The sequence below is a fragment of the Streptomyces sp. NPDC014861 genome, from assembly GCF_043081625.1.
Taxonomy (GTDB): domain Bacteria; phylum Actinomycetota; class Actinomycetes; order Streptomycetales; family Streptomycetaceae; genus Streptomyces.
In genome coordinates this window covers 560468-587463 of record NZ_JBIBWV010000003.1, presented here as the reverse complement: position 1 = coordinate 587463, position 26996 = coordinate 560468, and the positions used below count along the sequence as shown (strand labels likewise).

General features: G+C 72.5%; 18 protein-coding genes and 2 pseudogenes. 12 read left to right on the top strand and 8 right to left on the bottom strand.

Features of this window, described 5'->3' with window-relative positions; genetic code table 11:
* Positions 1–17: 17 nt before the first annotated feature.
* A complete protein-coding gene (locus ACF1BN_RS09195; RefSeq protein ID WP_392330946.1) occupies positions 18–1655 on the top strand; it encodes a DUF5597 domain-containing protein in 1638 nt (545 codons plus the stop codon).
* 518 nt (positions 1656–2173) lie between these two features.
* Positions 2174–3205 carry a LacI family DNA-binding transcriptional regulator gene (locus ACF1BN_RS09190; protein ID WP_392330945.1) on the top strand — a complete coding sequence of 344 codons (1032 nt, stop codon included), beginning with the start codon at positions 2174–2176 and terminating at the stop codon, positions 3203–3205.
* A 282-nt stretch (positions 3206–3487) separates the two neighbouring features.
* Here ACF1BN_RS09190 and ACF1BN_RS09185 read toward each other — a convergent pair whose 3' ends face one another.
* Both ACF1BN_RS09185 and ACF1BN_RS09180 read right to left on the bottom strand, forming a co-directional pair.
* Complete coding sequence (locus tag ACF1BN_RS09185; RefSeq protein ID WP_392330944.1) at positions 3488–4414, bottom strand: hypothetical protein; 927 nt, start codon at positions 4412–4414, stop codon at positions 3488–3490.
* Between the two features lie 92 nt (positions 4415–4506).
* The gene (locus ACF1BN_RS09180; protein ID WP_392330943.1) at positions 4507–5766 is read right to left on the bottom strand and encodes an ROK family protein; all 1260 of its coding nucleotides are present in this window, start codon (positions 5764–5766) and stop codon (positions 4507–4509) included.
* Positions 5767–5888: 122 nt separating this feature from the next.
* Between ACF1BN_RS09180 and ACF1BN_RS09175 the strand changes: the two genes are divergently transcribed.
* The 5 genes from ACF1BN_RS09175 (at position 5889) to dgoD (ending at position 10378) form a co-directional block, all read left to right on the top strand.
* Positions 5889–6809 (top strand): SMP-30/gluconolactonase/LRE family protein, encoded by a 921-nt coding sequence (locus ACF1BN_RS09175; protein WP_392330942.1) that lies wholly within the window; start codon positions 5889–5891, stop codon positions 6807–6809.
* Positions 6806–7444 (top strand): bifunctional 4-hydroxy-2-oxoglutarate aldolase/2-dehydro-3-deoxy-phosphogluconate aldolase, encoded by a 639-nt coding sequence (locus tag ACF1BN_RS09170; RefSeq protein ID WP_392330941.1) that lies wholly within the window; start codon positions 6806–6808, stop codon positions 7442–7444. The genes ACF1BN_RS09175 and ACF1BN_RS09170 overlap by 4 nt, the downstream gene beginning before the upstream one ends.
* Positions 7441–8382, top strand: coding sequence for a sugar kinase (locus ACF1BN_RS09165; RefSeq protein WP_392330940.1), 942 nt, complete (start codon positions 7441–7443; stop codon positions 8380–8382). The genes ACF1BN_RS09170 and ACF1BN_RS09165 overlap by 4 nt, the downstream gene beginning before the upstream one ends.
* Positions 8383–8483: 101 nt before the next feature.
* A complete protein-coding gene (locus tag ACF1BN_RS09160; protein ID WP_392330939.1) occupies positions 8484–9236 on the top strand; it encodes an SDR family NAD(P)-dependent oxidoreductase in 753 nt (250 codons plus the stop codon).
* A complete protein-coding gene (gene dgoD / locus ACF1BN_RS09155; protein ID WP_392330938.1) occupies positions 9233–10378 on the top strand; it encodes a galactonate dehydratase in 1146 nt (381 codons plus the stop codon). The genes ACF1BN_RS09160 and dgoD overlap by 4 nt, the downstream gene beginning before the upstream one ends.
* Before the next feature lie 168 nt (positions 10379–10546).
* Here the strand turns inward: dgoD and ACF1BN_RS09150 are convergent, their stop codons facing one another.
* From ACF1BN_RS09150 to ACF1BN_RS09135, 4 genes and pseudogenes are all read right to left on the bottom strand, one after another.
* Positions 10547–10792, bottom strand: coding sequence for a tyrosine-type recombinase/integrase (locus tag ACF1BN_RS09150; RefSeq protein ID WP_392330937.1), 246 nt, complete (start codon positions 10790–10792; stop codon positions 10547–10549).
* An 82-nt stretch (positions 10793–10874) separates the two neighbouring features.
* Positions 10875–12026: pseudogene (locus tag ACF1BN_RS09145) on the bottom strand (MFS transporter).
* Between the two features lie 7 nt (positions 12027–12033).
* Positions 12034–12159 carry a hypothetical protein gene (locus ACF1BN_RS09140; protein WP_392331023.1) on the bottom strand — a complete coding sequence of 42 codons (126 nt, stop codon included), beginning with the start codon at positions 12157–12159 and terminating at the stop codon, positions 12034–12036.
* An 11-nt stretch (positions 12160–12170) separates the two neighbouring features.
* A pseudogene (locus tag ACF1BN_RS09135) lies at positions 12171–12647 on the bottom strand (flavoprotein); the annotation flags it as partial.
* Positions 12648–12781: 134 nt separating this feature from the next.
* Here ACF1BN_RS09135 and ACF1BN_RS09130 point away from each other — a divergent pair.
* From ACF1BN_RS09130 to ACF1BN_RS09115, 4 genes are all read left to right on the top strand, one after another.
* The gene (locus ACF1BN_RS09130; protein WP_392330936.1) at positions 12782–13468 is read left to right on the top strand and encodes a hypothetical protein; all 687 of its coding nucleotides are present in this window, start codon (positions 12782–12784) and stop codon (positions 13466–13468) included.
* A 660-nt stretch (positions 13469–14128) separates the two neighbouring features.
* A complete protein-coding gene (locus ACF1BN_RS09125; RefSeq protein WP_392330935.1) occupies positions 14129–14533 on the top strand; it encodes a RidA family protein in 405 nt (134 codons plus the stop codon).
* A gap of 389 nt (positions 14534–14922) precedes the next feature.
* Positions 14923–16647, top strand: coding sequence for an FG-GAP repeat domain-containing protein (locus ACF1BN_RS09120; protein ID WP_392330934.1), 1725 nt, complete (start codon positions 14923–14925; stop codon positions 16645–16647).
* A gap of 4 nt (positions 16648–16651) precedes the next feature.
* Positions 16652–17776 carry a hypothetical protein gene (locus ACF1BN_RS09115; protein WP_392330933.1) on the top strand — a complete coding sequence of 375 codons (1125 nt, stop codon included), beginning with the start codon at positions 16652–16654 and terminating at the stop codon, positions 17774–17776.
* A 193-nt stretch (positions 17777–17969) separates the two neighbouring features.
* On the opposite strand, the gene ACF1BN_RS09110 is transcribed toward ACF1BN_RS09115, so the two are convergent.
* Entirely contained in the window at positions 17970–20870 is a 2901-nt protein-coding gene (locus tag ACF1BN_RS09110) for an ATP-binding protein (protein WP_392330932.1), read from the bottom strand.
* Between the two features lie 645 nt (positions 20871–21515).
* On the opposite strand from ACF1BN_RS09110, the gene ACF1BN_RS09105 reads away from it, so the two are divergent.
* Positions 21516–23123, top strand: coding sequence for a S8 family peptidase (locus ACF1BN_RS09105; protein WP_392330931.1), 1608 nt, complete (start codon positions 21516–21518; stop codon positions 23121–23123).
* Positions 23124–23311: 188 nt separating this feature from the next.
* Here ACF1BN_RS09105 and ACF1BN_RS09100 read toward each other — a convergent pair whose 3' ends face one another.
* The gene (locus ACF1BN_RS09100) at positions 23312–26752 is read right to left on the bottom strand and encodes a phosphocholine-specific phospholipase C (protein WP_392330930.1); all 3441 of its coding nucleotides are present in this window, start codon (positions 26750–26752) and stop codon (positions 23312–23314) included.
* Between the last annotated feature and the right edge of the window lie 244 nt (positions 26753–26996).

The following is a 26996-nucleotide window of genomic DNA, read 5'->3' as shown; positions in this document are numbered from 1 at the left end:
TTGATGGGAACAGACCCTTGACTCAGCATTACATCGATGACGCCTCCGGACAGCTGCACGTCCACGGCAGCCCATACCTGATCCGCGGCATCGAACTGCACAACTCCACCTCGTCCAGCGCGGAGTACCTCCAGCCGCTGTGGCGGCGTTTCGTCGACGCCGGAGTCAACACCGTGCTCGCCCCGGTCAGCTGGGAACTCGCGGAACCGCAGGAGGGGACCTTCGACTTCGGCCTCGTGGACGCGATGCTCGCCGGCGCGCGCCGGCACGGTCTGAAGCTGGTCCTCCTCTGGTTCGGCAGCTGGAAGAACGGTTCGTCGAGCTACACGCCCTCCTGGGTCAAACTCGATCCCGAACGCTTCCCGCTCCAGACCGACGCGTCCGGCACCCCGCTGGACAACCTCAGCCCGTTCAGCGACACCAACCGCGACGCGGACACCGCCGCGTTCGCCGCGTTCATGGAGCACCTGTCGATCGTGGACCGCCGTGACGGAACGGTGATCATGGTGCAGGTGGAGAACGAGGTCGGTCTTCTCGGTGCCGCCAGGTCCTACGGAGCGGACGCCCTCGCCGCCTGGGAGGCTCCCGTACCGGCCGTGCTCGTGGGAGCCCTCCGCGACGGGGGATCCCCCCACGTCTCCGCCCCCGGCCACACCACGTCCCCGAGCTGGGACGAACTCGTCGGCGACGCCGACCGCAAGGCCGAGCTCTTCATGGCCTGGCACTACGCGGCCTACGTCCAGCACGTCGCCGCCGCCGGCCGAGCCCATCACGACGTCCCGCTGTTCGTCAACGCGTGGCTGGACTCGATCGTGCCGGACGAGGCCGGGGCCTCCGACGCGGCGGTCGCCGGCGGCCAGGTGCCCGGTGTGTACCCGAGCGGCGGTCCCCTGCCGCACGTCGACATCGCCTGGAAGCTCGCCGCGCCGTCGATCTCGTTCCTCGCCCCGGACGTGTACTTCGGAGACTTCGGCATCCCGTTCCAGGCCTATGCCGACACCAATCGCACTCTCTTCGTACCCGAGATGAGGGCCGACGGCCACGGCGTCTCCCACGCCTTCCTCGCGATCGGCGGACACGGCGCCATCGGAGTCGCCCCGTTCGGCTTCGACTCCCTGCCCGAGAGCGGCACTCTCGACCTGCGCCGCGTCTACGGCCAGCTCGCGGCTCTCGAGTCGGAGGTCCTGATCGCCCAGGCCCGGGGGCGCGTCTGCGGCTTCCGGGTGATGCCGGGCGAGGAGCAGACCGTCTGCCTGGCCCCGTACGAGTTCGCCGTCCGCGTCCATACGGAGCGGGACGCCGGTGAGCCCTCCGGCCATGGCCTCCTCATCCAACTCGACGACGACACCTTCATCGCCGCCGGCCACAACTTCACCGTGGATCCGCTGCCGCGCGCCGGACACCCCGTGGCCATCCTCCGGGCCGAGGACCTCGTGATCGGGGACGGTCGACTGTCGCCGCAGCGACGGCTCAACGGCGACGAGACGTTCGCGGGCACCCGCATCAGGGTCGCGGAGACGCCTGCGCCGATGCACGGCTTCATGCTCACCACCGGAACCCTGTCCGGCGTCGTCCGCTTCTCCTTGTACTCCCGGACGGCGGCGACGGCCGCACGGACCAGCAGCGTCCCTGTGACGGCTCAGCACCGTCGCTGAGCGTGATTCGGGGTCCTGCTTCTGCGGGCCCGACCGGTACGGGACGTTCGCGTGGTATCGGTGACGCGCAGACGGAGACGTGGCCCAGGGAACTGCCGGACTTCGTCCTCCCTCGGCCACGCGCACGGCTCCGCCCCGGACCAGCCACGACCGCTCCGGGGCGGTCGTGGCGTCTCCTCTCCTCATGCCCGACGGCAGTTCGTTATTCGCGGCACGAAAACAATCTCAGTGATATCGAAACAAGCAAGCAGGCGAAAGAGAGGAGCGCCATCGCTTCCCGCACGCACCACTGAAATGTTCCCGCCTCCCTGTTTCTTGGCAGTACTCCTCACCGCACTCACCCTTACCGTCCAACTAAGCCCGTACGTACCGCCACAGGCGGGTTCATCTCCGGCGCCAGCGGAGCATCGACACCAAAAGCCTGCACCCCCGGACCGCGCCCTCCGGCAGACGTATGCCGGGGAAGCGCCTACGAAAGTCCTGGCAACACGCTTGAACCACTCATGTATCCTGACCCCGTGGAAAAGCGGGTAGCAGCCAAGCGGGCCAGCATTATCGAAGTAGCGGAACTAGCGGGCGTCTCCCGCCAAACAGTGACCCGGGCGATGAACGACATGCCGGGGATCAGCGCGGAGACCAAGAAACGGGTGCTCGAGGCCGCAGAGAAATTGCGCTACAGGCCGAGCAGATTCGGTCGCGAATTGGTCCAGCAGTCCACACGGTCACTCGGCCTTGTCGTATCTGATCTCGCAAATCCCTACTTTTCGGAACTTGCATCCGAAGTGGCAAAGATTTCGGCAGCGAATGGCTGGTCCTTGATCGTGATGGAGAAGCACCCGGGTCCCGAGGCGGGCAAGAGGGAGCTCCGGGCCCTCGCCGGCCAGGTCGACGCGGTCATCGCCTACGCCGACCTCACCGCGCCGGACATCGACAGCGTCTTCGGCAGCCTCCCGCTCGTCCTGCTCGACACGTTCGAGCAGACTCTGGACGCGCTGTCCCCCGCGCACCCGCGCAGTGCCCTCAGCATCGACCTCGAACCCGGTCTGGCACAGGCCATCGACCACCTCGTCGCCGGCGGTCGTTCGAGAATCTCGCTCGTCGACATCGCCTACCCCATGGGCAAGTCGGTGCGGAACGCGGTCTACACCCGCTTGATGCGCGAACGCGGCCTGGAGCCACATGTGATCACCATCGAGTCGAAGGACGACGACCTCTCCGTCGGGCGTTGCGCGGTGGAGATCGCTCTGGACGCACCGAACCCGCCCGATGCCATCATCGCGTTCAACGACCTGTCGGCGTTCGGCGCCCTCAAGGAGCTGAAGGTGCGTGGGGTCAGCGTGCCGGACATGTGCGCTGTCGTAGGCATCGACGGCCTGAAGATCGGAGCTTTCGTCGAACCCGAACTCACCACGCTGCGGCTGGACTTCGCAGCCTTCGTGCAGATGGCCTTCGACAGCGTCAGGCAGATGTACGACGCTCCGACGGACGGACCGCTCCCCCAGCTACGCAAATACGCGGCACACGAACTCGTGATCCGAAGGTCCACTTGACCAGGGCCGCCCGAGCTCCGCTTCGGCACGTAAAAGCCTTGAGGCAGGGCTTGGGCAAGGGGTCGCAAGAGGGAGTGGCGCTTGCTCCTGGTGTCGGCGGCGGCGCTCGGCCCGGTGGTCCCCCACGTGGACCGGCAGGACCGAAACGGCCCCGCCGGGTGCGGGACCGCTCGGCTGCGGACGACCGAGGAACTCATCGGGCTGCGCGACGCGCGACTGCGGCGGACTCCGCCGCCCGTTACACAGCCCTCTCGTCGACCTGGATCCCGAGGCCGGGTTCGGTCAACAACATGACGTGACTGGAGCACCGTGCGATCCGCCAGGTGGTCGAGGAGATCGGACCCCTCGTTGCAGTGGACCCCGAGGCTCTGACCCCGGATGAGCAGGGACGACGACGAGCGGACCGATGAGGCTGAGGTTCTGCCCGCCGAGGGCGGCCAGCGGGGCGGGGAGTGCTTGCGCGCCGCCGGCGGGGCCTTCTTCGTCTCGGCCGGGGCGCCGACGTCCTCGCCGTCGATGAACAGCGCGGCCTTCATTCCGGACGGCTTGCCCGAGCTCCAGTTCTTGCAGGCGAGGTAGGCACCGAGGCCCACGCCGATGACGTCGTCGCCCGTGAAGCCGGCGTTCTCCAGCGCGGTCACCTCGCCTGGACGTTCTCGTCCAGGCGGAGATGGTGCGGGTCTCCGCCGCGTTCCAGCCGGCCTTCTTGAACTCGGCGGCGGCGCGCTTGCCGACCTCGCCTCCCATCTGGGCTCCGCTGAAGCCGACCCGGGGCACGAGAGCGTCGGGAGAACAGGTGGACGGGTCCGGTCCGGTCGTGCAGATCTGGTCGTCGGAGGTGAGCAGGGCGACCTTGGCGTCCTTGGCGATCTGGGCGACCTGGGGGCCGACGGCCGGGTCGGGGACGACGACGATCAGGCCGTTGCTCTTCTGCGAGATCGCCGACTGGGCCTCGCTGATGGTCTTGTTGGCGTCGGTGCCGAGGTTGACGACCTTCAGGTCGATGCCGAGCTCGTCCGCCCTGGCCTTGGCGCCGGCCGCCTCCCCGACGAAGTACTCCTGGTCGCCCTGCTTCTGAAGGTACGTCAGGGCGATCTTGCCGTCGACCTCGGCGACGTCCCCGCCGCCGCCCGGACCCGCCTCCTGCCGGCCGCTGGAACAGGACGCCAGCGCGAGGACGGTGGTCAGTCCCAGGACGGCCGCCGCCATCGGACGCCGGTGGTGTGCACCTCAAGCCGGAGGCCGTGGCACGCCCCGCCGACGCCGGGTGGCGTCGGCGGGAGCGGCCGGGAGCCCGCCCGTCACCCGCGCGCCTCGGCGCGGGCTTTGGCCCCACGGGCGCGGCTCACCGGGCCGAAGACCTCACGGTCGTTGAGGAAACCCTCGAAGGCCAGGGCGGCCGCGCCCCGGCTCACCGCGTCGTGCGGCAACGAGCTGAGCCGAAGCGTGACGGCACGGAGGGGCTGGGCGAGGGTGTGGCCGGCCAGAGTCGCCCTCGTCTCGGCGAGGAGACGTTCACCGAGGTGCGCGGCCACCTGGTCGCCGAGGACGAGGGTCTCGGGGTTGAGGAGGTTCACCAGGTTGCCGAGTGCCGCCCCTAGATAGGCGGCGGTCCGCCCGATCACGGCGAGAGCGATCGGATCACCCTCGGCCGCCCGGGCGGCGAGGCCGGTGAGCAGTGCCGCCGCGACGCCGTCGGCCTGGGCGAGGAGGGGGTCGTCGGGGGCCAGCGCACGGAGGGTCTCGGCGATGCCCGCGGTCCCCACGTACGCCTCGACACAGCCGAGGTTGCCGCAGCGGCACCGTCGGCCCTCGAAGACCAGGCAGCTGTGCCCCCACTCGCCTGCGCTGTTCGTGGCGCCGCGGTAGAGCGTGCCGTCCAGGGCGAGACCTGCCCCGACTCCGGAGCGGAGCATGACGACGACAAGGTTGTCGACGTCTCGCCCGGCGCCGAACCACATCTCGGCGAGGGCGCTGGCCTTGAGCGGGTTGTCCAGGTGGACCGGGAGTTCGAGGCGTTCAGCCAGACGGTCCCGCATCGGCACGTCCCGCCAGGCCCAGTAGGGGGAGTAGGTCGAGACTCCTCGCTCCCGCTCGACGAGCCCGGGGAGGCTGATGCCGACCCCCAGGACATGGGAGCGGGGGGACTCCGCAGCGGCGAGGACGGCGCCCACGCCCGCCTCGATCAGATCGGCGATCTGATCGGGGGTCACGTCCTCGGAAGTGACGGGCCTTTCGTCGACGGCCATCTTCCCGAGCGCCAGGTCGAACAGCTCGGTGCGGACGGAGGTCTCGCCGACGTCCACGCCGATGAGCGTGCCCCGCCCCGCGTTGAGGGTGAGCAGCGCACGCGGGCGGCCACCGCCGGACTGCGCGTGTCCCGCCTCGACCAGTACGCCCTCGCCGATCAGCTCGGAGGTGAGATTGGAGACGGTCGCGAACGAGAGTGCCGTCTCGGAGGCCAGGTCCTGCCGCGTCCGAGGCCCACTGGAGGCGTGGAACCGGCGCAGCACCTCGAATCGGTTGCGGCGTCTGATGTCCTGAGCACTGCGGTTGGCCACGACCCTCCCTCTCCGGGGCCACGCCCTCGTGGCCTTCCTGCAACGGTTGCACAATGTACTCCATCCATTATTTACAACAGTTAGAGGAACCGTTAGCTTTTCCTGCAGAAGGGACTCCTCACATGCACCGAACAACAGCCCTGCCCTGCGCCCCCGCCCCCGGACGGCTGTCCGAGGGCCCGGTCTGGGACCACCGCTCGCAAGAACTCCTCTGGGTCGACATCACCGCCGGGCTCGTCCACCGCGGGGTCCTCACGCAGCGGGGCGACGACAGTGGTCTGCCGGACATCGCTGTCCGCGCCTCCCTCGACCTCGGCGTCACCGTGGGCGCCGTCCTTCCCTCCTGGAACGGCTCGCTGCTCGCCCCGGCCGGCGCCTCGATCCTCGACGTGGGGCCGGAGGGGACCGCGACGATCGCCACGCTGCCGGAACGCACAGACCACGTCCGGCGGCGCTTCAACGACGCCGCCTGCGACCCCTTGGGCCGGCTCTTCGCCGGAACCATGGCACTGAGCGCCGACCCCGGCGCGGGGACGCTCTACCGCCTCGACCGGACCGGACTCACCCCCGTCGTCGACCCGGTCACGATCTCCAACGGTCTGGGGTGGAGCCCCGACGGCCGGCTCCTCTACTACGCCGACAGCCCGACCCGCCGGGTGGACGTGTACGACTACGACCTCGTCACGGGTACCCCCTCGAACCGCCGGCCGTTCGCACATCTCGACCGCGGTGTGCCCGACGGGCTGACCGTCGACGCCCGCGGAAACGTCTGGGTGGCGGTCTGGGGTGCCGGTGAGGTCCGTGCTTTCGCCCCGGACGGTGCCCTCCTCACGGTGGTCGAGGTCCCCGCCTCGAACGTCTCCAGCTGTGCCTTCGCCGGACCCGGGCTGGACGTTCTCGTGATCACCACCGCGCGGGAGGAACTCTCTCCGGACCAACTGCGCGCACAGCGGGACGCCGGACGCCTCTTCGTCTGCCGGCCGGGTGCCGTCGGGCAGACCCCGCACCTGTACGAAGACCTCACGACGGAGCACACCCCATGACCTCGCTCACGACCGCCCTCGCCACGACTCCCGTGGTCGCGATCCTCCGGTCCGGTTCCGCCGCCCGCTTCCCGGAAGTCGCCGAAGTCCTGTGCGCACAAGGCGTGCGGGCCGTGGAATTCACCCTCACGACCCCGGGCGTCCTGGACGTGCTGCGGGAGTTCACCCAGGACCTCCCCGAGGGACTCGCCCTGGGGGCCGGCACCGTCACCACACCCCGGCAGGCCGAACAGGCCGTCGCCGCCGGCGCCCGCTATCTCATCACCCCCACCGTCTCCGCCGACGTCATCAGGGAGGCCCGCCACCTCGGTGTACCGGTCCTCCCGGGAGCCGTCACCCCGACGGAGATACTCGGCGCCTGGCAGGAGGGCGCCACGATGGTCAAGCTCTTCCCGGCCTCCTCCACCGGCGGCCCCGCGTACATCCGCGCTCTCCGGGCTCCGCTGCCCCACGTACCGCTCGTGCCCACCGGGGGCATATCGGTCGAGGAGGCGCCCGCCTACATCGCGGCCGGCGCCCAGGCCGTCGGCATGGGCAGCCCCCTCGTGGGCGACGCCTGCGAGGGCGGCGGACTCGACGCCCTGCGGGAGCGCGCCGCCCGCCTCGTCTCGTCCCTCGCGGGAGCCCGGCGATGACCGACCTCGTGACTCTGGGAGAGGCGATGCTCGCCGTCTCCCTCAGCGAAGCGGGCCCCCTCTTCCCCGGAGCGTCCGCTCGCCTGTCGTTCGCCGGGGCCGAGGCGACCGTGGCCATCGGCGTCTGCCGCCAGGGCCACCGCGCCGCCTGGACCGGCGTCGTCGGCGCGGACGCGGCAGGGACGATGATCCTCACCGCCCTGCGCGCCGAGGGCGTCGACGCCAGCCGCGCGCGCGTCGACACCTCCTTGCCCACCGGTCTGATGCTCCGCCAGCGCCGCACCTCCGACCGCATCCTGGCCTCCTACTACCGCAAGGGCCAGGCCGGAGTCGGCCTGGGCCCCGACGACATCGACCCGGACCTCATCGCCGACGCCCGGATCCTGCACGTCACCGGCATCACGCCGGCGTTGGGACCCGGCCCGCTGGAAGCGGTCCGCCATGCGGTGGCCGTCGCCCGGGCCGCGGGGACCACTGTCTCGCTGGACGTCAACTACCGCGGCATGCTGTGGTCTCCCGCAGAAGCCACAGCGGCCCTCCGGCCGCTCGCACAGGAGGCGGACCTCGTCTTCGCCGGTCTCGACGAGGCAGGGCTGCTGGTGGACGCCGCGGGCGCCGCCCACACCGCCCGGGCGCTCGCGGAGCTCGGCCCACGGCAGTGCGTGATCAAGCTCGGCGCCGACGGCGCCCTCGCCCTCGTCGACGACGAGGTCTTCGTCCAGGCAGCCGTCCCGGTCACGGCCGTGGACCCCATCGGAGCGGGCGACTCCTTCGTCGCCGGCTACCTGTCGGGGCTCCTGGACGGCGCCGACCCGACCGAGAGGCTGCGTACCGCCGCGATCTGCGGCGCGTTCTCCGTATCCGTGCCCGGCGACTGGGAGGGGCTCCCCCGCCGCGCGGAGGGCTCCCTCCTCACGGGAGACGACATCCGGCGCTGACGGAGCCATCCGTCCGCCCCGGTCCGGAACCAGAAAGGACCATCCCATGGGCTGACGGAGCCTTCCGTCCGCCCCGGTCCGGAACCAGAAAGGACCATCCCATGCAACGCTTCGCAGGCACCACCGCGGTCGTGACCGGCGCCGCCTCCGGCATCGGCGCGGCCAGCGCGCGCCGACTGGCCTCCGAGGGCGCCACGGTCGTCCTGGCCGACATCTCCGACGACGCCGGAGAAGAGGTCGCCGACGGCATCCGCCGGTCGGGCGGCTCCGCCCTCTACGTCCACTGCGACGTCTCCTCGGAGACGGACTGGCTCCGGCTGCGTGAGCGGACCCGGGCCGTCCCCAGCCAGGTCGGCATCCTGCACAGCAACGCCTTCATGCACCGTGACGCCGCGGCACAGGAACTGGACGGCTACGGGTGGGACCGCGAACTCGCCGTCAACCTGAAGGCGCTGTTCCTCGCCGTCCGCACCTTCCTGGACGACCTGCGCGAGACTAACGGCGCGTTCGTCGCCACCTCCAGCGTGCACGCCCACTTCGGCCTGCCCGGGTACCCCGCGTACGCGGCGTCCAAGGGCGGGGCGTGCGCGCTGATGCGTCAGCTCGCCGTCGAGTACGGACCCGACGTGCGGTTCAACTCCGTCCTTCCCGGCCCGATCCTCACCGAGGTGTGGGACACCGTGTCCGAGGAGGACCGACGGCTCTCCGCGAACGCCACCGCGCTGCGCCGTCTCGGCGCGGCGGACGAGGTCGCCTCCGCGGTGGCCTTCCTCGCTTCGTCGGACGCCGCCTACATCACCGGTACCGAACTCGTCGTCGACGGCGGCTGGTCGGTCAAGAAGGAGTCGAAGTGAAGATCACCTCTCTGCGCACGTACCTCGTCGCTCCCCGCTGGTGCTTCCTGCGGATCGACACCGACGAGGGGATCACCGGCTGGGGCGAGCCCGTCGTCGAGGGCCGCGCCCACACCGTCGCCGCCGCCGTCGACGAGCTCTCGGACCACCTGGTCGGCCAGGACCCGATGCGGATCGAGGACCATTGGCAGGTCCTCACCAAGGGTGGCTTCTACCGGGGCGGCCCCGTCCTCTCCAGCGCCGTCGCCGGCATCGACCAGGCCCTGTGGGACATCAAGGGCAAGGCCCTCGGCGTCCCCGTCTGGCAGCTCCTCGGCGGCAACGTCCGCGACCGCGTGCGCGTCTACAGCTGGATCGGCGGCGACCGCCCCGAGGACGTCGTGGAGCAGGCGCTCGCCAGGAAGGCCGAGGGCTTCACCGCGATCAAGATGAACGCATCGCCACAGCTGGAGTTCATCGACACCCCCGCGGCCGTGCACGGCATCGTCGAACGGGTCGCCAGCATCCGGGAGGCGGTGGGCGACGACTTCGACATCGCGGTCGACTTCCACGGCCGACTGACCATCCCCATGGCCCGTCGCGTGCTGCCCCTCCTGGAGCCCCACCTGCCCTTCTTCGTGGAGGAGCCCGTCGTCCCGGAGCTGAGCGACCACATCGGCGAGATCACCCGCTCCACCTCGATCCCCATTGCCACCGGCGAACGCCTCTACTCCCGCTGGGACTTCAAGTCCGTGCTGACGTCCGGCATCGCCGTCGCCCAACCCGACCTCTCCCATGCGGGCGGCATCTCCGAGACCCGCCGGATCGCCGCCATGGCCGAGGCGTACGACGTCTCCCTCGCCCCTCACTGTCCCCTCGGGCCCATCGCCCTCGCCTCCTGCCTCCAGGTCGGCTTCGCCACGCCCAACCTGCTCATCCAGGAGCAGAGCCTCGGTATCCACTACAACACCGGCTCCGACCTCCTCGACTACCTCGTCGACCCCTCCGTCTTCCGCTACGAGGACGGGCACGTCGCACTCCTCACAGCACCCGGCCTCGGCATCGAGGTCGACACGAAGGCCGTGGAACGGGCCGCCGAGACCGGCCACCGCTGGCGCAACCCGGTCTGGCGTCACAAGGACGGCTCCTTCGCGGAGTGGTGACGCCAGGCCCGCGAAAGGCTCCGTTCGTCGGCAACAGGACCTTCAAGCCGCCGGTGCCCATACCGGCGGCACCGCAGTCCCCTACCGGCCACCCAACGGAGACGGCTCATGGACCGTTCTTCACGCTACGCGGATGCCTCACCCCCTACGGCTCTCCCCGAGGCGCAATCAGGCTGCTTGCCAGAGGACGGCGTCGAGGATCCGGGCGGCTTTGGTGATGCTGCCCGGCATCAGGTGCCGGTAGGTCCGGTACGTCTCCTCGATGGACTTGTGGCCCATCCACTCCGCCACGTCGGTGATCGGGATCCCGTTGCCACGGGCGTTCAAGGCGAAGTAGTGCCGGAAGCCGTACATCCCCACACCGGTCTCCGGCGGCAGGTTCTCGAAGAGCCGCTTCACCCGGCGCCGCTCCATGCCCTTGGTGGCGTGGGACTCACGAGCGAGGCGGGCAAAGACGCCGACACTGTGCCGAGATCGTCGGCCTCGACAATCGGAATCACTTCCTTTCTCGTACGGATCTCGCCGTTGCCACGATCGCGGACGCCACCGCGAGGCCGGCAAGCACTCCGAACAACTCCGGGTAGCCGCCCAGGATTGAGGCGAGGGTGGCTGCCGCGAAGGGCGCGAGAGCGGAGGCTGTCATGGCGGGGGCGCTGAGGAGGGCGGAGAGCCGGCCGTAGTGCTGTGTGCCCCGGCGGTCGGTGATGACGGTGGCCTGGAGGAGGGTGAGGTTGCCGCGGACCATGCCGGCCGCGATCGACACCGCGGCCACCAGGCTGTAGGGGCCAGGTGTGACGGCGAGGGCAGCGGTGGTCAGGGCGCCGAGGGCGATGAGGGTCGTGGTGCGGGGCTGTCGTGCCTGGGTGGCGGGCCAGTGGCGCGTAGAGGGTGCGGCCGAGGGTTCGGCCCGCGCCGCCGGGGCCGAGAACCCAGGCCGCTTGGGTTGGGGTGTAGCCGCGTTCGAGGAGGAGCGGGACAAGAGTGACGACGGCGCACATCGCGAAGGCCGAGAGCGTGAACGCGATCGTGAGCAGGAGTAACGGTCGGCTTCGGGCTACGGCGCCTGGGCTCTCGGGCTCTCGGGCTCTCGGGCTCTCGGGCTCTCGGCGGTATCGACGGATGAGGGTGCTGCCGGGGGCCAGGGAGCTTTGAGGGCGATCGCGTGGACCGGGATCGTGCCGGCGGCGAGGATCACCGCCAGCACGAGGTAGGTCTCGCGCCACGACAGGTGGGCAGCCAGGGCGGCGGCGAACGCGGGCTGGTAGAAGGTGGCCGCCATGGCGAAGCAGCCCAGCAGCCGGCCGACGGAGGACACCGGCAGGTTCGGTGCCAGAGCCACGATCGTCAGGCTCAGGACCCCGGCCATGGAGCCTGCCGTCATGACCCTGCGGGGGCCGCGGCGGTCGATGATCCGGCCGACCCGGATTCCGGTGAGGCCGGAGACGACCAGGGCGAGTGAGGACGCGGCCGTGGTGGCGCCGGTGGACCAGCCGCTGTCGGCGGTGATCTGCGGGTTCAGGACGGGGAAGGCGTAGTGGACGATGCCCCGGCTGGTGATCTGGGTGGCGCAGAGCGCGGGCGGGACGGCGCGGGGCCGCGACCGGTCCTCTGCTCCGGTCGCAGCTCCGCAGGCGTGGAGTTCGGTCATCGAGAGGTCAGCGGCATCCGCCGGCGGCGACCGGTTCACCCGCCTCGCTGTCGGTGGTGGGGGCCGGGTCGGCGCAACAGGTGCTGCCCTGTTGCTTGGGCAGGGTGTCGGCGTCGGCGTTGACGACGTACACCTCCCGTGGTTCGCGGCCGGGGCTCCGACGCCGATCCGGAGCGCCGTCGGGGGCGCGCAGCAGCAGCCGTCGGTCGTGGTGTCGGCGGGCTGGCCGAAGAGGCCGGCGCCGCCGCAGACCCCGATCTCGGGGAGGACGGGCTCGACGCGCTCGGCGGACTAACGGTCACCGGCGACGGCGGCGACGACGGAGCGGACCTGCTCGTGGCCGGTGAGGGCGAGGAAGGACGGAGCGCGGCCGTAGGACTTCATGCCGACGAGGTAGAGGCCCTCCTCCGGGTGCGTCGACTCCTCCACGCCGTGCGGGTGGGCGGTGCCTCAGGAGTGCTGGTTCGGGTCGATGAGCGGGGCCGGCTCGACGGGGGTCTGGAGCCGCTCGTCGAGCGCCGGGCGCAGTTCGTCGAGGAACGTCGGGTCGGGACGGAAGCCGGTCAGGACGATGACCTCGTCGACGGGGTCGAGCCGACGGCCGTCCTCGGCGACCAGGACGCGGCCGGACGGGGCGGCGGCGCCCCGGGGCACGGCGCGGAGCGTGAGATCCGCCGTTCGCGCACCGGCCGGTTATAGCTTTCGGGAGCAGGGCCGTGACGCCCTTCCGCACCCGACGTGAGGGGCTCTCCACCGTGACCGGACACACCCCCGAACCCGCCGAGGGCCCGAACGGGCCGGAGCCCCTCGGCGAGGCCCGCTGGCCGATGGCGATGGCCGTCGTCACCGCCATGGTGCTGACCGTCCTGCTCCCCGACGCCCTCCGTCTGGCGCCCCGCTGGTTGATCCCGGCCGTCGAGGGCCTGCTGCTGCTCGCGCTCATCGCCGGCGACCCCGGCAGGATCGACCGGCGGTCGACGGCCTTGCGCACGTTGTCGATCGCCTTGGTGGGCGTGCTCGCGCTCAGCGCCGTCTGGTCCACGGGGCAACTGGTCGACGACATCCTCGGGAACGGCGAGGAGACCGCCTCCGCCACCAGTCTGCTGCAGTCGGGCGGCACCGTGTGGGCCTGCACCGTCCTGGCCTTCTCGCTGCTGTACTTCGAACTCGACGGCGGCGGGGCCGCCGCCCGCGCCCACCGGCTCCCCCGCGCGCCCGCGCTCGCCTTCCCCCAGCAGCTCAACCCCGAGCTGGCGAGCGCCCACTGGCGCCCGCGCTACGTCGACTACCTCTACCTCGGGCTGACCAACGCCACCGCGTTCAGCCCCACCGACGTGATGCCCCTGGCACCCTGGGCCAAGATCGCCATGGGCGTTCAGTCGCTCGTCTCGCTGCTCATCCTCGGCCTGGTGGTCGCCCGCGCCGTCAACGTCCTCGCCTGAGAACGGGCGCCCTCGCCCCCCCTGCGCCGTCACCGACGGCTGTCCGGGCGGTTCTCCGGGAACGCCCTGCGGCTCGTGCCGACCGCAGGGCGACCTACCTGACGATCCGTCAACCACGGGAATTTATCTGCTCGTCCACTGATCGAGCTTCTCCGCCCGTCCACACACCACGGACCTGTCGGCACCGGTGTCGCGCCAGTCGACGCAAGACGGCGCCCTGGTCCGACGACCGGTCCAGGGCCGATCCTCGGCGACGCTGCCCGGCGTGCCGACCGCGGCGCCGTCTTCGTGAGCCCAGCTCAGCTCGGAGTGACCGTCACGATGTCGGGCGCGAGGTCCAGCACCAGGAGCGCCGCCGCGACGTGGGTCGGGTTGTCCTCCACCTTGACGGTGGAGAGCCCTCGCGCATCCGGGGGCAACCGCTCGCCCCGCCGAGGGGCGGAGAACAGAGCGTGATCGTACGAGAGCGAGGCCCCCGAGAGCCGACGCCCGGTGCGCGACACACGGGTACGCACTGGTACGGCTGCGGCGGATTTCGTGCGCGCAGAGAGCACTCGGGCGGCGCTACCGGACAAGCACCGCCTTGCACGGACCCATAACTTCTCCAGGCAAGAGGCCTGCGTGCGACTACGGTCCCGCGCTGAATCAAGGGAGTGGGTCATGAGTTCTCAGGTGAAGGTATTCGGGTTCGGCATGCCGTGGGAGTCGTTGTACGGGTACAGCCAGGCCACCCAGGTCGGTGACACGGTCTACGTATCGGGGCAGCTGTCTCATGACCGTCACGGCGACTTCGTGGGTGCCGGTGACTTCGAACTGCAGGTCCGCACCACACTGGAGAATCTGGACCTGGTGCTGAGGCAGTTCGGAGCCGAGCGCAGCCAGATAGTGGAGACCACGGTTCTGGTGAGGAGCCTGCGGGAGAACTTCGACACGACAGCACGTCTTCACGCCGAGTACTTCGGGGAGCACCGGCCCACCAGCACGGTCATGGGGGTCTCCGACCTGGCCCTGCCGGACCAACTCGTGGAGATCGGCGCGCTCGTGCGTCTCGACGTGAAGCCGTAGGTGAGAAGCGGCGCCGGTGGTGTTCGTGCAGCGGCCGGGCGACCTGCTCGACGAGCTCGTGCGGGGCGTCGAGCAGGTCGGGACACGGAAACCTTCAGGGCCCGGGCCCTTCGGTCGCCGGTGTGGTGAGTGGAATCGCCACGCCAGGGACGAGGGGCTCGCCTCGTCAGTTCGGCCCGTTCGGCCGGGCGGTCGTAGGAAACACCGGGCCACGCCCGTGGAGCGGCCTCGGAACTGGTGGGACATCCACTGATCACGCGCACTGCGGCGGTGTTGACTGCATCTGGCTCCCCTCACACCACCGCAGGTCGACTCCTCCCGTCGGCGTGCCTCAACATCCCCAAGGGACAGGTACGTTGAAGACATCCACATCACGCGGAGCCGGGCTCGTGCTCGGCTCCGCGGTCGCGCTCGTGGCCGGGCTGTGTCTGGCACCGGCCGCCCAGGCCGCGCCGGATCCCACCGTCTCCTTCGGCGGAGCGACCGCCGTCCCGCTGCCCTCGGGCTCCGGAAAGGGCACCGCCGTCGCGCTCGGCGACCTGAACGGCGACGGCAGGGCCGACCTCGTCACCGCGGTCAAGGGATCGAACACCCTGGTGGCCGCGCTCGGCGACGGCAGGGGCGGATTCGGCCCCGGCGTCTCCTTCAAGCTCGACAGCGGCGTCTTCCCGACGGCGGTCGCCGTCGAGGACCTCAACGACGACGGCCGGCTGGACGCGGTCGTCGCCGCGGCCCTGACCAAGCGGCCCACGCGGCACGGCACGGAAGGCATGGGCAGCGTCGTCGAGCTGCTCGGCGACGGCAAGGGCGGATTCGCCCCGGCCACCTCCTACTTCGCGCCGACACCGGTCAACCCGTCGACGGACGCCCTGTTCCCGACCGACATCACGGTCGCCGACATGAACGGTGACGCCAAGCCCGACGTGCTGACCTCCAACAGCAACGGCGACAACGTCTCGGTGTGGACCAACGACGGCACCGGCGCGCTGGGCACCGCGAACAACTACTACGTGGGCGGTGGCCGTCCCACGAGCTACTCCGCGGCTCAGCTGCGCCCTTCCGGCTTGAAGACCGGGGACGTGAACGGCGACGGCCGACTCGATGTGGTCACCGTGAACGCGGGTACGTCCGACGTCTCCGTCCTCCTCGGTGACGGCAAGGGCCGACTCGGTCCGGCCACCCGCTTCGCCGACAGCGTCTCCCTGGGCCGCGCCCTCGCCCTCGGCGACGTGAGCGGCGACGGCAAGCCGGACGCGGTCGTCGCGCACACCGACCGGACGATCTCCGTCTTCCTCGGCGACGGCGGCGGAGCCTTCGGCGCCCCGGTCACCCACCCGGTCGGCGGCCGAGCCCTCGAAGGCGTGGCCATCACCGACGTCAACACGGACGCCAAGCCGGACCTGGTCACCAACAACGGTCCCGACAACCAGCCCACCGTCCTCCTCGGCGACGGCACGGGCACCTTCCGCAACGCGAGCCCGGTCCACGACACGCAGGCCGGCGCGAACGGCTCGTACGCCGTCGGAGACCTCGACGCCGACGGCCGGCCCGACCTGACGGCCGCCTCCACCGCCGCGGGCGTCGCGGCGCAGGTGCTGCTGAACACCTCGAAGCCGAACCGCACGGCCCAGTCCATGGCGGTGCGGGTCGCCAAGGCGCCCGGCGTCCTGTCGCTGGACGTGAACCTGCCGGCCGTCGACTTCGGCACGCTGACACCCGGCACCGTCAGCAACCCGGCCGGACTCGGCACCTTCACGTACACCGACACCCTCTCCACCACCGCCCCCTGGTCCGTGACCGTCGCCACCACCGATCTGGTCAGCGGCAAGGACACCATCGGGTGGGAGAACCTGCTGGTCACGGCCGGCCGATCCCTCAACGGGACCGGTGGTCGGTGGACGGGCATCGCCAAGCCCGGCCCTGGCGGCCACTTCCCCAAGGGCGCCGACCCGCAGCCGGGCACGAGCCTCTCCCCGGCCGTGACGATGGCGACCGGCGACGGCGGCACCCGCGGCGTCTTCCGCCACGAGGGGTCGACGGCGCAGTGGAACATCCCCGCGGAGACGGTCCCCGGCTCGTACAGCGGCACCCTCCAGTACACGATCACCGGCTGATCCCTTGACCGACTGTCTGCGCGCCCCGGCCGCCACCCGCCGGGCACGGATTGCCGCCCTGTGGGGCCTCCTCCTCACGGGCCTCGTGCTCGCCCTGGCGCCGGGCGCGCAGGCAGCACCGGCCCCCGCCCCCTCACCGACGCCACCGGAGTCAGCCGCGGGTGCGTCGTTCGGTGTGCGGGCCGGGCTCCACGGTCTGACGACGCTGAAGGGCGGGCACTTCGGCTACGCGCTGAAGGCAGGCGCCCGGATCGAGGACTCCGCGGTCATCTACAACGAGAGCGACGAGGCACGGACCTTCCACGTCTACGGCGCCGACGTGAGCAACGCGGCCGGCGGCGGACTGGCTCCCGCGCAGGAAGGCCAGCGGATGCGTGCGGTCGGGGCCTGGCTGAAGCCGGAGACCAAGGACACCGTCACGGTGCGGCCGAGGAGCACGGCCACGGTCCGCTTCTCCCTCACGGTCCCCGCCGGCACCCCGCCGGGCAGCTACCTCGGCAGCCTGGTCACCGCGCTGCGCACCCCCGCGGTCAGCGGCGGGGTGAACACCGAGACCCGTATCGCCCGGCTCGTCGAACTCACCGTCCCCGGCACCGCCGACCTCCAGGTCTCCCTCACGGAACTGGAACACCGATCCGTGGGCGGCGGCGAGGAGTTCACCGTGACCGTACGCAACACGGGCAACGTCCTCCACACCTTCGCCGGAACGCTGAACATCACCGGCGGCGGCTCCCCGCGAGCGGTCCCGCTCACCCCCGCGGGGATCTACGTGATCCCCGGCGGCAGCGCCACCGTCACCGGCCGCGTGGACGGCCTCCCCGCCTTCGGCCGGCGCGCGGTCACCGCCTCGGTGACCGCCACGGTGCCCGGCGGCGCGACGAGGACCGTGGACAGCAACACGGTCCGGCTGTTCTCGTTCCCCTGGCTCATCGCCACCCTCACCGTCGCCGGCCTTCTCGCCCTGGCCCTTCTCCTCTTCCTCACACGCCGGCGGTGGCGAGCCCGGCTGCGACGCCGCGCCGAGGAACGCGCCGCGCTGCGCACGCTGCGGCGGGAGCTGCGGGCCGGTAACCGGTCGACTGCCGACGGCCCCCAGGAGCGCGCACCGCGCCGCACGACGGCCCAGTGACGGGCCGACGCGTCGACCGCCCCCACTTGACGGCCCCGTGACGGGCCGGCGCGTCGACCGCCCCCACTCGACGGCCCCGTGACGGGTCGGCGGGTCGACCACCCCCGCTCGACCGCCCCGCGCCTCGGGTGCCGAACGGCAGGCGGTCACCGGCCCTCGTCGGCTCGCCGGCCGCCTCCGGGGCGGCCTTCTCTCACGGCAGGGCGATGTCGCTCCTCGACGCGGCGTGCTGCTTCCGCATGATGCGGGCCACGTGGTGCTCCACGGTGCGGGTGGACAGCACGAGGCTCTCGGCGATGTCCCGGTTGGCGCGGCCCTGGACGACGAGTCGGGCCACCTCCTCCTCGCGCGGGGACAGCCGGTCGCCGTAGCCCAGGCGGCCCCGGCGGTGGGTGGTGACGATGGCGTGGCGGCGCAGCAGCCGTTGGCAACGCGCGACGTCCCAGCGGGCGCCCAGGTGCCGGTAGACCTCGACGACGTCCTGGACGCCCTGGGCCGCGGCCTCTCCGTGCAGGTCGAGCAGACACCGTCCGCGGGCCTCCGCGGCGCGGGCGGCATCGAGCGGGCGGTCGAGCAGACGCCACCGCTCCTCCGCGTCCGTCAGCAGGGCGACGGCGTCCTCGGGGCGGCCCGCGGCCTCCGCGAGCAGCGCGCGGCACACGGTGAGCGCCGCGCGGGCGGCGGGCGCGTCGGCGTCCGCGGAGCCCGCGGCGAAGTCGGCGACGAGCCGCCGGGCCCGCGCCGCGCGGCCGTCGCCGTGGAGGGCCTCCACCGCGACGGGCAGGACTTCGCTCCCCCACACCCAGCCCCGGGTCCGTTCGATCCGGCGCAGGACGTCCTCCACGGCCTCGCACGCCTGGCCGGGGCGGCCCGCCTCCAGGTGGACGCGTGCGGTGGCGGCGGCCGAGGACGTGAGGATGAAGCCGGTGTCGTAGCGGGCGGTGCGGGCGGCCTCGGCGAGGTCGTGACGGGCCCGGGGGACGTCGCCGAGGGCGTGGAGCGAGGTCAGTCCGCGCACCAGCATCGCCTCGGCGGTCAGGTCGGGTATCTCCTGGTAGAGCCGGGTGGTGCGGTCGGCGGCGGCGTGCAGACCGTCCCAGCGTCCGCCGTGCCAGGCGAGGACCAGCCGGGCGGTGCCGACGAGTCCTTCCAGGTACGGGCTGCTGCTGTCGGCGAGGCCGGTGACGGCCCGGTCGAGGAAGTCCCGCGCCCGCGTGCCGTGTCCGAGCGCGCTGGCCGCGTGCGCCAGGTTGGTCCAGCCCCGGGCGTGGTGCGCGGCCTCCATGGCGGATCCGGCCGGCCCGCGCAGCGCCTCCGCGGCGTGCCAGGCGCGCGGATCGCCGACGAGCATCAGGGCGGTGGCCCGGTTGGCGGCGATGGCGGCCCGTGCGACGGGGTCGGTGACCTGCTCGGTGAGCGTCTCGCCGCGGTCCAGCCAGTGCCGGTGCCGGTCGACGGGCCAGCCCTGGATGGAGGGGATGGCGGCGACCGCCATGGCCCGTGCGGCGGTCTGCGGATCGGACGCCTCCAGGTCGGGGATGGCGCGGGCCACCTCTTCGAGGCTGTCCAGCGCTCCGCCGGTCTGGTTGCGCAGGACCACGCTGAGGTGCAGGCGGATCTCGCCGCGCAGCCGGGGCGGCGGGTCGTCCTCGTCGAGGATGGTGCGCACGGCGGCGACCACCTGCTCGCCGGCCCGTGCCAGTTGGGCGGTGCGGGCCAGTTTCGCGGCGGTACGCACCCGGCCCTCGGCCCGGGTGTCCTCGACCACGGCCCGGGTGTACAGCCGGGTGGCGGTGGCGTAGTCGCCGGTGGCCGCCGCCCGGTCGGCGGCCACCACCAGGCAGCGCAGGCCCTCGCGGTCGTGTCCGGCGGCCGTGTAGAGCCGGGCGAGGTCGACCAGCGGCACCGGCCCGTCACCCGCGCGGTGGAGGACGCGGGCCGCGCGCAGACCGAGCCGCGCGGCGCGCGGCCCCGGGACCCGCGCCAGCGCGGCCCGGCGGTCCAGTGGATGCCGGAAGGACAGCGACGCCCCCTCGGCGCGCAGCACGGACCGGCGTACGCACGCGTCGACCGCCGCTTCGGCCGCGCCGGGCGGGCACTGAGCCATCTCGGCGAGGACGGCGACGGGGGCCGGCCGGCCGAGGACCGCGGCGGCCTCGACGATCCGCCGGGCCTCCTCCCCCAGGGGCGCGCACCGCCGGGCGAACTCCCGGGACACCCGCGCCGGCACCGCCGCGTCCCGTACGACGGCGAGCGCGTCGGGGCCCGCCGTGCCGTCCTCCGTACCGGTCGCGAGCAGTTCCTCGGCGTCGTCGAGGAGGGCGACGGCGGCTCCGGGCAGTCCACCGGACAGTTCGTGCACCAGTGCCGCGAGCTCCGGCAGCTCCTCCGTCCGTACCCGCGGGCACCCCGCCGACCACCGGCGGACGCACTGCTCCGTCTCCTCCGGTGTCCAGGGCTGTACGCGGATCTCCTCGCGTCGCCACCCCGCCGGGGTGCGGAGGCCGAGGACCGGCAGCCCAGGGGCGGCGTCCTCGGTCAGGACCAGTCGCAGCCCGGCGGGCAGGTCGTCCGTGAGCCGGTCGAGCAGCCGGAGCGTCGCGGGGTCGGCGAGGTGGACCTCCTCCAGGACCAGCACGGTGTCGCCGAGCGAGGCGAGCAGGGCCGCCACCGCGCGGGGCAGCAGCCCTCGACGTACCTCCGGGTCCGAGGCCGACACGGGCGGGTCCGGCAGGCGGTCGGCCAGTTCGGGCACGACGAGTCCCACGACTCCGGTGAGCGGTGTCATCCGGTCGGCCTGGCCGGGGCGGTACGGGAGTTGGGCCAGGGCCGAGGCGACGGCATCGAGGGGCGGCGCATCCGCCTCGTCCGGGCATGTACCGCGCAGCTGCGTCCACTCCGCGAACTCCGCCCCGCCGAGCACCTCGTCCACGAGGCGTGACGTCCCGGCCCCGGCCTCCCCGCGCACGACGACGACACCGCGCCCCGCGCGCAGGGCCGCCCGGAGTCGCCGTGCCTCTTCGTACCGGCCGACGAACCCAGCCCCTCCGGAGGGCACTTCGCCGTGCGGCGTGTCGCAGGGGCGTCTCTCCACGGCTCCGCCTCTCACCGGTCCCGCGGTGGCTCCGTCGCACGTCGTGGAGGTCCCGGGGACCGGACTCCACGCGTCGCGCCGCGGGCGCGGTCGCGGTGTCCGCCGGGCAGATGGGTCCGCCCGCAGGTGGTCTACCGCCGGCGGGGCCTGCGTCGCAATAGGGGGCGACCACCCATGGAATTCCGTCGTCCCGGCGCGGTCCCCGCCGGGCGGCGGGCGGCGATGCCCCGTCCCCACTCTTTGGGTAGCGCTACGCATTGCCGGCCTCCTCCCGGCTGACCGAAGCTCTGGGCGGTCCGGTCGCGCCATCCCCGCCCACCACGGTCCCCAACCGCCGGAGGCAAGGGTCGGCAGCACCCCACGCAGCCGAACGGCGCGACCGGACCCGTGCGTCGCGGAGTCCGCTCCGTACGCCACGTCACCCCGTCCCGCAGTCCGGGCGCCGCCACCAGTGGCGCCCGTACGACCGCCCTCGGCCGACGGATCGTCACGGTCCCCACCCGGACCACCGTCCCGGCCGGCCGGCGGCCGTCCTCCGGGCGCGCCCTCCCATCCCTGACGGAGCGCGCCCGGAGCACCGGCGGAGCGGATGCCGCCCTCCGGACACCGACCCCGGTCCGGACACCTCCCACGAAGGAAGCAGTCATGGAGTTCGACGCTCGCGCCCTCCGGCGCCTGCTCGCCATCAGTACCAGTGCCGCCCTGCTCGCCGTGGCCTCCGCGGCCACCGTGGCCACGGCCGCGCCCGCACCGCCCGGCGGCGGGGAGAACCGCATCGTCGGCGCGGACCGGCCCGGCGCGGTCGAAGGCTCCTACATCGTCACCTTCAAGGGCTCCGTCGCCTCGGCCGACGTGCCCGCCTCCGCCCGCGCCCTGGCCGAGCGCCACGCCGGGAGCCTGCGCTACACCTACACCGCCGCCCTGCGCGGCTTCGCCGTCCGCATGACGGAGCGCCAGGCCCAGGAGCTGGCCGCCGAACCCAGCGTGGCCCGCGTGGAAGCCGACGGCATCGCCTACGCGGTCGACACCCAGCCCTCGCCGCCCTCCTGGGGCCTGGACCGCGTCGACCAGCGCAGCCTTCCCCTGGACAAGGGCTACACCTACGGCACGACCGCCTCCAACGTGAACGCCTACATCGTGGACACCGGCATCCGCATGGGCCACCGCGACTTCGGCAACCGCGCCGTCAGCGGTTACGACTTCATCGACAACGACTCCAACGCCTCCGACTGTCAGGGGCACGGCACCCACGTCGCGGGCACCGTCGGAGGCGGCTCCTACGGCGTCGCCAAGGGCGTCAAGCTCATCGGCGTCCGCGTGCTGAACTGCCAGGGCACCTCGGGCGACACCTGGGCCCCGGTCCTCGCGGGCATCGACTGGGTCACCAAGAACGCCGTCAAGCCCGCTGTGGCCAACATGAGCATCGGCGGCGGAAAGACCCAGTCGGTGAACGACGCGGTCGCGGCCTCCATAGCCTCCGGTGTCACCTGGGTCGTCGCGGCCGGCAACAACAACGCCGACTCCTGCTCGTACTCCCCGTCCTCCACCCCGTCGGCCATCACGGTCGGCGCCACCAACAGCCGCGACGCCCGGGCCACCGGCTGGTCCAACGGCCAGGGCTCCAACTACGGCACCTGCCTGGACATCTTCGCCCCCGGCGACAGCATCGTCTCCACCTCCAACTCCGGCGACACCGCCTCCCAGACGATGAGCGGCACCTCCATGGCCGCCCCCCACGTCGCCGGCGCGGCCGCCCTGCTGCTCGCCGCCAACCCGACCTGGACCCCGGCCCAGGTCCGCGACAAGCTGGTCGCCGACGCCACGGCCGACAAGGTCACCGACGCCCGCACCGGCTCGCCCAACAAGCTCCTCCACACCGGCACCGGTGGCACCACCCCGCCGCCCACCGGCAAGAAGTTCGAGAACACCGACGACCACCAGATCCGTGACAACGCCACCGTCGACTCCCCGCTGGCGGTCACCGGAGTCACCGGCAACGCCCCCTCGAACCTCGCCGTCACCGTCGACGTCCGCCACACCTACCGCGGTGACGTGAGGCTGGAGCTCGTCGCCCCGGACGGCACCGCCTTCGTCCTCAAGGACTACAACTCCAACGACAGCGCCGACAACATCCAGGGCACCTTCACCGTCAACGCCTCCGGCGAGTCCGCCGACGGCACCTGGAAGCTCCGCGCCACCGACAACTGGGTCAACGACACCGGCTACATCAACGCCTGGTCGCTCCAGTTCTGACCCGCCGGCCTCCCGCGTGAAGGGGGGCGCCCGCCACGCGGCGGCTCCGTCCCCGGCGCACTCCGCCGGGGACGAGGCCGTCGCGCCGCTCGATGCGAGGCCGCGGAAGCCTCGCGCACGGGTCCGCCGGCGGCCGGTCGATCCACCGATCCACCGACCGGCCCCCGCCCCCCGGGGCTGTCGGTCGGTCAGGCGTCGGTGATCGGGGAGGTGCTCAGCCTGATGTTGTCGACGGCCCAGAACCAGTTGTTGCCCGCGTGGTGGACGCGGAAGCCCACCTTCACCGAGCGGGCGTCGGCCGGCACCGGGAAGGAGCAGGTGACGAGGCGGTTCTGCTGGTCGCGGCCGGCGTTGGTGTTCCCGGACGCCGCGCTGGAGTAGTGCAGGACGCGCGAGGTGGCGCCGGTGTCGTAGACCACGGTCACCTCCGCCTCCTGCGGGCTCTCCTGCCGGTAGTGGGAGTCGAAGCCGAGGTGCAGCGTCGGGGTGCCCGCCGGGATCTCGACCGGGGGCGTCGTCAGCGTCGAGTCGAAGGTGCCGCGGCTGGAGGGGCTGCCCTTGTCGTCCCAGTCGTCCGGGTCGGCGACGGCGACGATGCCCAGGGACCGGGCGAACGCGCCGCGTTCCTGGCCGGCGGGGAACCAGAACTGCCGGGAGAGGAACGTCCAGCCGTTCAGCTCCTCCGTCCCCTGCGGCATCCCGGCCGCGTTGGTGACCGTCCATCCCTCGGGCGCGGTCCGCGTCCACCCCTTGAGCCCCGGACGGCTCAGGTCGGTGGCCGGGGCCAGCCGGTCGGCGAGGGACTCGAAGTTCTCGGCCAACAGATGACCGGTCATCACCGGCCCCACGCGGGTGTCCAGCGACGCGGTCCGCTCCACCGCCGCGCCCCCGTGGGCGCGTCCGCCGACGGTCGCCTTCAGGGTCACCGAGGTGCGGGCCGCCGCCGGCGGCGCCGTCACCCGCCACACCACCTTCACCGACGTACGGGCCGGCACCGAGACCGGGGTGCCGGCGGCCGCCTCCGCTCGCCATCCGTCCGGCACCGCCAGAGCCGCCGACAGGGCGGTGAGCGGCACGCTCCCCGCGTTGGTGACCGTCGCGGTCACGGGCAGCGGAGTGTCCGGGTACGCCGCGCAGCCGTCGGTGCCCGGGGAGCTCGCCGGCGCGGTGAGGGTGAGGCTCACCGCGCGCGCGACGTCGGCCCGCACCCGGGCCTCCGCGACGCGCAGCAGGCCGTCGCCCTCGCCGCGGGCGACGACCGTGAGGGTGGCGGCGGTGGCGTCCGCCGCGGGGGTCACGGTGAAGCGCAGGTCCGCCGCACCGCCTCCGGGCAGGCTCCGCGGGCGGGGCCCGGCGGGCTCGACCGTCCAGCCGGCCGGTGCCGTGAGCGCCACCGAGAGGTCCCGCAGACGGCCCGGCTCCTCGTTGCTCACGCGTACCACCACCTCGGCGGGGCTGCCCTGCACGAGCGGCGCGGTCAGCGGAGGCAGGGGCGCGGGCAGGGAGAGCGCCGCGGTCAGGGCCGGTCCGGTGCCGATCGCCGGGTCGGTGCCGCCCGGCCGGCCGTCCTCGGCCCGGCCGGACATCCGCCGCAGGAAGCACGGGTCGTCCTCGTCGAGCACCACGATGTCGTACCAGCCGTGCCGGGCGAGCGGCACGGACACGGTCGTCCTCCGGCCGGGTGCCAGCCGGACCCGCCGTACGCCCTCCTCGCCGCGCCGCGGATGGGTGGACTCGCCCACGAGGAGCGTCCGGGTCCGGGCCGACTGGTTGCCGCACTCCACGTCCACGCGGCGGGCGTGCCCCCGCTCCACGACGCGCGCCTCGGCTCCGGCCCCCGCGCCTCGGAGCTCCCACAGCGCCGAACCGGGGCCGTGGACCTGGAGGTCGTAGCCCTCGGGGCCGTACGGCAGACTGCCGGCGGCGCTGTCCCGGCCGGCGACGGTCCACACCCGCGGAGCGGTGCCGTCCCCGGGGTACGCGGTGAACACGGCGGTCCGCCGCCCGTCGTTGCCGAGCCCCAGACGCACCTCGGTGTCGGTGACGGTGGCGCGCAGCGAGAGCCGGTACGGCGAGGGGCGGGTGGGGCGGACGCCCGGCTCCTGGCGGGGCCTCTTCTGCGCCGCGGGCGGCACCGGGTTCCAGCGTCCGATCGGCGCGGGGACCGCGCCGGGCCGCTCCACCTCGGGCTGCCGGTAGGCGCGATCGAAGTCGAAGACGGAGGTCAGGTCGCCGAAGACGCTGCGCCGCCAGGCGCTGATGTTGGGCTCCTGGACCCCGGTCCACTTCTCCAGGAAGCGGATCACCGAGGTGTGGTCGAAGAGTTCCGAGTTCACGAATCCGCCGACCGTCCAGGGGGACACGACGGTCATCGGGACGCGCGGTCCGGGGCCGACGGGGCGGCCGCCCACCCAGTCGTCGCCGTCGCCGGTGTCGGGCCTCGGGGCGGTCGGGGCCGGGACGTGGTCGAAGTAGCCGTCGTTCTCGTCGAAGTTGATGAACAGCGCGGTCTTCGACCAGGTCCGGGGGTCCGAGGCGATGGCGTCCAGCAGGTCGTAGACGAGGCCGGCGCTGCCGGCGGGCGTGGAGGAGCCGGGATGCTCGGACAGCGCGGCGGTGGGGACGACCCAGCTGATTCTGGGGAGGGTCCCCGCCTTGATGTCGGCCTTGATCCGGGTGACCAGGGTCCCCGGTTCGGAGCGGTACGCGCCGCGGAGGAAGAGCCGGCGCTCGTCCTCGGGGAGGGCGTCGACGGCGGTACGGAACCGGGCGAGGTCCGCCCGCCGCTCGCCCTCGCTCTTCGCCCACAGCTTGTCGTAGAACTCCTCGGTGGTGGCCTGGGCGAACCCGGCGGAGGTGAGGATCTTCCGGCCGATCCGCTTCCACGGCTTGAAGTACTCCACCGCGTTGTCGGTGAAGTTGTCCCACTCCTGGTAGATCTGCCACGACACCCCCGCGGCCTCCAGGCGCTCCGGGTAGGTGGTCCAGTCGTAGCCGGCGTGGCCGTAGGAGTACGCGGCGTTGGTGACGGCCCGGCTCCCCCCGCCGGGCTCGAAGCCGGTGGTACCGGTCCACAGGTAGTTGCGGTTCGGGTTGGTGGAGCCGAAGACGGAGCAGTGGTAGGCGTCGCAGATGGTGAAGCGGTCGGCGAGTTCGTACTGGAGGGGGATGTCGCGCCGGTCGTAATGGGCCATGGTGCTCTGCCCCTTGGCCGCGATCCAGTCGTTCCACCAGCCGTTCGCGCGGGCCTGCACCCCGTCGGCGAAGCCGTGCGGCAGGGAGCCGAGGTACTGGATGTCGCCCTCCGGCCGTCCGGCGTCGACCGCCGCCTGCCGTGCGGAGAACGGCAGGACGGCCGGACCGCCGGCGCGGGGCTGCTCGAACACTCCGGCGCCGTCGGGCAGTCGCAGCGCTCCCCTGTCGCCGAATCCGCGCACACCTCTGAGCGTGCCGAAGTAGTTGTCGAAGGAACGGTTCTCCTGCATCAGCACGATGACGTGCTCGACCGCGCGGAGGCCGCCGCGCGGCATGGGGGCGGCCATGGCCGTCAGGAGGGAGGGAGGCAGGACGGAGAGCGCGGAGCCTGCGGCGAGCGTGCCGAGGACCTTGCGGCGTGAGAAGTCGGGCATGCCGGGGAGGCTAGGACGAGACACGGCACCTCCAAAACCCGTCACGCCAGGGGTTCGCCGACTGTTCACGCCCGGGACTTCTACGAAATCCGCAGGTCAAGGGCATGATCACGAGAGCGGTGGCGGATCGTTCCGGCGCGGCCTCGGGCAGGAGCGTCGCGGTCCCCGCGACCTTCGCGGGGACCGGGGACGGGAGACTGAGGACCGGGGCCGGGTCGGTGGAGCACCGGCGGGCGCCGGGACC

Bases quoted from the DNA above. Each gene is read 5' to 3' on its own strand.
- ACF1BN_RS09185 (WP_392330944.1), bottom strand. From the start codon at position 4,414: ATGGCGGCGGCCGTCCTGGGACTGACCACCGTCCTCGCGCTGGCGTCC.
- ACF1BN_RS09175 (WP_392330942.1), top strand. From the start codon at position 5,889: ATGCACCGAACAACAGCCCTGCCCTGCGCCCCCGCCCCCGGACGGCTG.
- ACF1BN_RS09170 (WP_392330941.1), top strand. From the start codon at position 6,806: ATGACCTCGCTCACGACCGCCCTCGCCACGACTCCCGTGGTCGCGATC.
- ACF1BN_RS09165 (WP_392330940.1), top strand. From the start codon at position 7,441: ATGACCGACCTCGTGACTCTGGGAGAGGCGATGCTCGCCGTCTCCCTC.
- ACF1BN_RS09160 (WP_392330939.1), top strand. From the start codon at position 8,484: ATGCAACGCTTCGCAGGCACCACCGCGGTCGTGACCGGCGCCGCCTCC.
- ACF1BN_RS09150 (WP_392330937.1), bottom strand. From the start codon at position 10,792: ATGGAGCGGCGCCGGGTGAAGCGGCTCTTCGAGAACCTGCCGCCGGAG.
- ACF1BN_RS09125 (WP_392330935.1), top strand. From the start codon at position 14,129: ATGAGTTCTCAGGTGAAGGTATTCGGGTTCGGCATGCCGTGGGAGTCG.
- ACF1BN_RS09105 (WP_392330931.1), top strand. From the start codon at position 21,516: ATGGAGTTCGACGCTCGCGCCCTCCGGCGCCTGCTCGCCATCAGTACC.
- ACF1BN_RS09100 (WP_392330930.1), bottom strand. From the start codon at position 26,752: ATGCCCGACTTCTCACGCCGCAAGGTCCTCGGCACGCTCGCCGCAGGC.